This is a genomic window from Deltaproteobacteria bacterium (assembly GCA_009929795.1).
Classification (GTDB): Bacteria; Desulfobacterota; Desulfovibrionia; order Desulfovibrionales; family Desulfomicrobiaceae; genus RZZR01.
In genome coordinates, this window is sequence record RZZR01000155.1 from 1 (window position 1) to 5270 (window position 5270).

Sequence of the window (5270 nt, forward strand, 5' to 3'; positions counted from 1 at the left end):
TAACAGCCCCAGGGCCACGGACGGGGTCCAGGAAATGAGCCCGTGCCTGTCTGAAAAAAGACTTGCCCACAATTTAGGATGAAAAAAATCAAAGCCCTCACCCTGGTAGGAAAAAACCAGAAATTTGCCGTAAAGAATCTTCCATACAACCAATTGAGGCAGGAGGGGAAGCAGAAAAAAAAGACCAAAAAAAATGGACTCAAATAAACGGCGTTGAAAATTTCGACTTTGACCGACAAAACCCAATAGTTCGGCCAGAGGCAAAATCATGAACACAACATTCTGCGGCCGGATCAAAACCATCACACCCCCGACCAGGCCGAGAAACATGAGATTTGCAAGAGAACGTCGCTCAAGCCCTTTGAGCCATAGGCAGGCAAAGGCCGAAACCATGCCCAAAGACATGGCATGGGCCATGGTCGGCTCAACGGCCAAATAATAAATAACATTGGTGGACAAAACCACCATGCTAACAGCCCAGAAGCCGGAGGCCTGATCAAAAAAAAGACGAAGCATCCGCTCCATGCATACCAGACCAAGCAGGCCGTATAAAACCGAACCAAGAGCCATGAACAAATGATACGGCCACGTGTATCCATCGGCTGAAATCTCCAGCCCAAATACCTGCATGGCCAGGACAGTGCCGTGAGCGGCGACGAAAAACGGCGTCCACAAGAGGGCCGGACCGATAAAATACTTATTGGCCACGTGGTTGGTGGGTGTCAAACTTCTGATAGAAGGAACGTCATCACCATGCGCATTGTAATCTTGAAATTCGTTTTCAAAATGCAGGTCCCCGTCAATGGCCAGGGAACGGACATAGGCGTAGTATCCAAGCGCATCCGAACGGATGATGGCCTTGGTCGTCCAGAGCTGGACGACCAGGACAAAAACTATAGTCATCAGTAGAACCGCCAGACAACAGCCTTTTCGTTCAAGGAGAAAAGCCTCCGCCCTGCAAGCGATATTGCAAAAAAATGGCTTCATGCTTTTCATTCGGATTTCCTCGAAAAACGTTATCTGGAGGGTATGCGTCTAGCGCGCATCAGGGTCAGGAGGAGGCCCAGGCCCAGGACCGCTTCGGTGATAACCGTGGCCAGGGCCGCTCCCTTGGCTCCCATGCCGGGCAAAAAAACTAAATTAAGTCCCAAGTTGCAGACTCCGGCAAGGCAGGCCATTATGGCATAGGCCCGCTCCTGGTCAACGGCCAGGCATGCCTGGGTCAGCATGGCGTTAGGAAAAATGAAGATCAGACTTGGGGCGATCCAGGCCAGAATCTGAGCCGAATCCTCATACTCCGGCCCGTAGAGTAAAAAAATTATTGGGTTGGCTCCCCAAAACAGAATCCCGGCCGGAAGCAGGGAAAACCCTGCCAGCACCAGAACTCTCCAGGTCATGGCCCGCCCGAAGCCCGCATTGCTTTTTGCAGCCAGGCGCAGATCCCGAAACCAGATCTGGGTCAAAGGGGCCAAAGGCAGGACCACTCCTTCTACCAGCCGGTGGGCCGCCGCGTAGAGCCCCACTGCACCTGCGCCCAGCACGCCTTCGATGACCACCATGTCCAGCCGAAAATACAGCAGAGTGGACAATTCGATGATCATCAGAGGCATTCCGGCCCGGAGGAGTCTGCCGGAGGGCCATGGATCCGGCTTGGCCAGGATTTCTCGACTCCAAGGACTCAAAAATAGCACAAGGGCCGCGCCAGTCGCCCAGGCCGAGAAAATCCACCCCGGCTCCCTGTATCCGGCCAGAACAACGGCACCGATAATCAATGCGCTGCCGGCCCGAATTCCGGCCTGCCAGAGGGCCTCAGCTTCGAATCGCCCCTTGCCCTTGAGTCCGGCCGAAACCAGACGCGAGATCTGCAAGACCCCGAAGCAAACGATTGCCGGCACAAGGCCTGGTCCGGGGAGAAGAGCTGCCCCGGCCAGACCCAAAGCCAAGGCCCAGGCAAGATGTCCCAAGGCGGCGTGATAGAGCGTTGAGGTCCGGGAAACCAGGCTGGGGCTGGTTGTCTCGCGAAAAATGAGCACCGAATAACCGGCATCCAGTGCCACGGCCCAGAACGCTCCCAGGGTCAGGGCGTAGTTATAGGTCCCAAAGGCTTCGGGCCCCAGGATGCGTCCCAAAAGCAGGACCAAGCCCATGGACACCAGGCCTACGAACACTGCGGATGTCCACTGGGCCAGTATAGGCTGGAGCCTGGCGGCACATCCTGAAAAATAATTCAAGGAAAACACCTGAAAATGATGATTCTCTCGCTCATGGGATCGAGAAATTTAGACAAGAGCCCTGGCTATGGCAAGGCAACCAGAGCATGCCCGAGTTGCCAGCGGCACTGTTCTCCAGTATTCTGGCAAGGTATGAACGCGGCAATTTTTTTGTCCACTCCATTGCGGATTCGAGAATTGATCAGACAGCGTCTGGCCTGGCTCGACAGGGACACGCTCTTTGTCATCATCTTCTGCCTCTGGATCTTCAAGCCGGCCATGAGTTCGATCCGCCTCGGGGGCATTATGCCTCTGTCCCATTTTCTGACCATTGTTCTGGCCGGAACCGTGGTCCTGCTTTTTTTGAACCCGGACTATCTGAAAAAAAACCGTGTCCCTTTGGCACTCTGGTTCCTGTTCTTTCTGGCCGTCATCGCCAGCGGCCTGGGACGATTCGACGCGGATTTCGTCATCACCCTGGCCCTCTATGCCATTTTTCCCCTGTGCCTGCTTGCCTTCACCCTGATGGGAAATCAGCGCGCTTTGGATCAGCAGACCTATTGGGCGGCCATGACCCTCATGGCATTTGTAGTCATCATCGGCCTGGGGCAGTCCTTTTTTCATCCCGATCCGGTCTATAAAAAATTTCTGCTGGCCTTTGTGCCCCCTGGAGCCATGGCCGGCGGATCCTACGCCGCCTCCATTTTTGTCAATCTGGTCATCTTCGGCGCAGTCTGCGCCCTGTTGTCAGTATTCTGCCTGACGCGTATTCGCCGTAAGAATGGCATCATATTGAACATCCTCCATTGGTCGATGGCATGTCTGGCCGCGTTGGGAACGTGGTTCAGTACCAGTCGTAACGCAATTTTGGGCCTGGCAGTAGGCTTGTTGGGATTTTTACCCCTTTTGGGATGGAAAAAGGCGTTGATTGGGCTTGCCTTGTGCCTGATTGCGGGTTCGACACTGGTGTGGTCCGGCCTTCCGGAAAAATATCTCACCGGAAAACCACTGAGAAAATACGTACAGACGAAAAAAACCGTTTCACATATCTGGAATGGCGACGCACAGGCCAAGGCCAAAAAGCCGCCTGAAAATCGCTTGATCATCTGGTCTTTGGGTCTGAAAAAATGGTCTGAACAGCCATGGACCGGCATTGGGTTGGGCCAGGCCAGAATCATGCTCAAGGAATACAAAGAAAATTATGCACGCTTCAACATGCACAACAGCATGCTGACCGTTCTCGTGGAATGCGGCCTTCCGGCCCTTTTCGTTCTGGCAGCACTCATGCTCTGGTATCTGATGCGCGCCAATGCTCAGGACAGTCTGCCCGTGGCCATGACCTTGATCAGCCTGAAAAGTTTTGATCATTATTTTGACTATTCCATGGCGTTTACTGTTTTTTGTGCCTGGATCGTCGCCATGAGCCTGGAGAGAGCCCCGGACGTCCTTTCTGCACTGAATGAAGCCCCCAATCCTTCTTGTGCCCCATGACCCGAGTGCCCAACCTCCCGTATTGGGGGGCCATCTTCTATACGAGCCTGCTTCTGTCCCTGTTGCTGACCCCGGTATCGGACCGGCTGGCCAAGGTCCTTGGCCTTTTGGATCAACCGGGCGGACGCAAGGAGCATTCCAGACTCATGAGCCGTTCCGGAGGTTTGGCCTTGGTTTCGGCTATGGTTTTGTCCCTCCTGCTGTGGGTCGAGATTGATCTCAAGATGCAGGCCTACCTAGCCGGACTGGCCCTTTTGACCGTGACCGGAATCATGGACGACCGCCAGTCCATGCCAGCGACGATCAAGTTCGCGGCCCAGATTCTGGCGGCCATGGTCCTCGTCTATCTGGGGGGGTTCAAGGTCCTCGATCTTGGCAATCTGTTCGGAACGGGCCAGATAGATCTAGGACGCTGGGGCGCGGCCTTCACGGTTTTCGGCCTGGTCGGGTTCGTCAATGCCATGAATCTTTCCGACGGCCTCGATGGCCTGGCCGGCGGCATTGCCCTCATCGCCACACTTTTTTTCAGCGCCATGGCCCTGACCAGCGGCAACACCCTGGCCCTGGCTTTGTGTTTGGCCCTGGCTGGGGCCCTTCTCGGCTTCTTGCGCTACAATCATTTCCCGGCCCGACTGTTCATGGGTGATACAGGCAGCCTTGCCCTGGGCTTCACCCTGGGAACTGTCTGCGCCGTTCTGGCCTCGCCTTTCAAGTTTCACGGCTATTCGGCCATGGCCGTGGTCACGGTTATGGCGGTGCCGGTCTTCGATACATTGTATGTCATGGCCGTCAGAATCTTGAAGGGCCGTCCGCCCATGCGTCCGGACAAGACCCATCTTCATCACCGTCTGGCCAAATTCGGTCTGAGCCATCCCTTGAGAGTGGCCATTATCTACTGTCTGTGTCTGGGCTTCGGGGCTCTGGCTTGGGCAGGGAGAGCTTGGCCCGCCTGGGAGCTTCTGGCCATCGACGGGGCCATCCTGGTCTTCCTCTATACGGCCATGGCCGTGGGGGAGAAGAGAGGCTTTCAATTCAGACGCTCCTCCAGAATGGAGGCCATCCTTTCCTGGAATAGGAATCGAAGGATGCTCGTTCCTCTGGGCGGGAAGAGCGTGCGCTGGGCCGGGCCCCTATTTCTTGTCGCCCTGTTCTGGCCTTTGCCTTGGATCTGGCCCCTGGATAGACCTACGGGCCTGTTTTGCCTGTCCTTGGGCTTGGTACTGGTCTGCTCGTTTCCCTGGTTCTCGGGCCGAAGACGCCTACCCTGGGCCCAATCCGTGTTCTTTCTGGTCAGTCTGGCTTTAACCGGGCTTTATTTTTTCGTTCAGCCCAAGCTCAAATGGCTTCACTACTATCTGGGCAGTCTCTCCTGTCTCTGCCTAGCCTGGGTCGTCTGGCGGGTTCTGACCAAACGGAAAAATGAAATCCTGCTTCCCACAGGTTTTGAAGTTTTGCTTTTGGGTATTATCTGGTTTGTGCCCGGAATTCTTGCTCCGGTTCTAAACATGCCCGAGGCAGTCAGTAGACGCATTTTGTGGACCTGCGTGGTCAGTGCCCCGTTCATGGCGG

The 5270-nt window shown here is 55.3% G+C and carries 4 protein-coding genes; 2 read left to right on the top strand and 2 right to left on the bottom strand.

Annotated elements, in window-relative coordinates; genetic code table 11:
- Positions 1 to 996: hypothetical protein (locus EOM25_11970; protein NCC25889.1), on the bottom strand; the 996-nt coding region annotated here is incomplete at its 3' end.
- Between the two features lie 20 nt (positions 997 to 1016).
- Positions 1017 to 2168: a hypothetical protein gene (locus EOM25_11975; protein NCC25890.1), complete on the bottom strand. Its 1152-nt coding sequence runs from the start codon at positions 2166 to 2168 to the stop codon at positions 1017 to 1019.
- A gap of 78 nt (positions 2169 to 2246) precedes the next feature.
- On the opposite strand from EOM25_11975, the gene EOM25_11980 reads away from it, so the two are divergent.
- The gene (locus EOM25_11980) at positions 2247 to 3701 is read left to right on the top strand and encodes an O-antigen ligase family protein (protein NCC25891.1); all 1455 of its coding nucleotides are present in this window, start codon (positions 2247 to 2249) and stop codon (positions 3699 to 3701) included.
- Positions 3698 to 5270: undecaprenyl/decaprenyl-phosphate alpha-N-acetylglucosaminyl 1-phosphate transferase (locus EOM25_11985; protein NCC25892.1), on the top strand; the 1573-nt coding region annotated here is incomplete at its 3' end. The genes EOM25_11980 and EOM25_11985, both read left to right, overlap by 4 nt.

Excerpts from the sequence above, each read along its gene's own strand:
- EOM25_11980 (NCC25891.1), top strand. The coding sequence starts at position 2,247 with ATGATGATTCTCTCGCTCATGGGATCGAGAAATTTAGACAAGAGCCCT.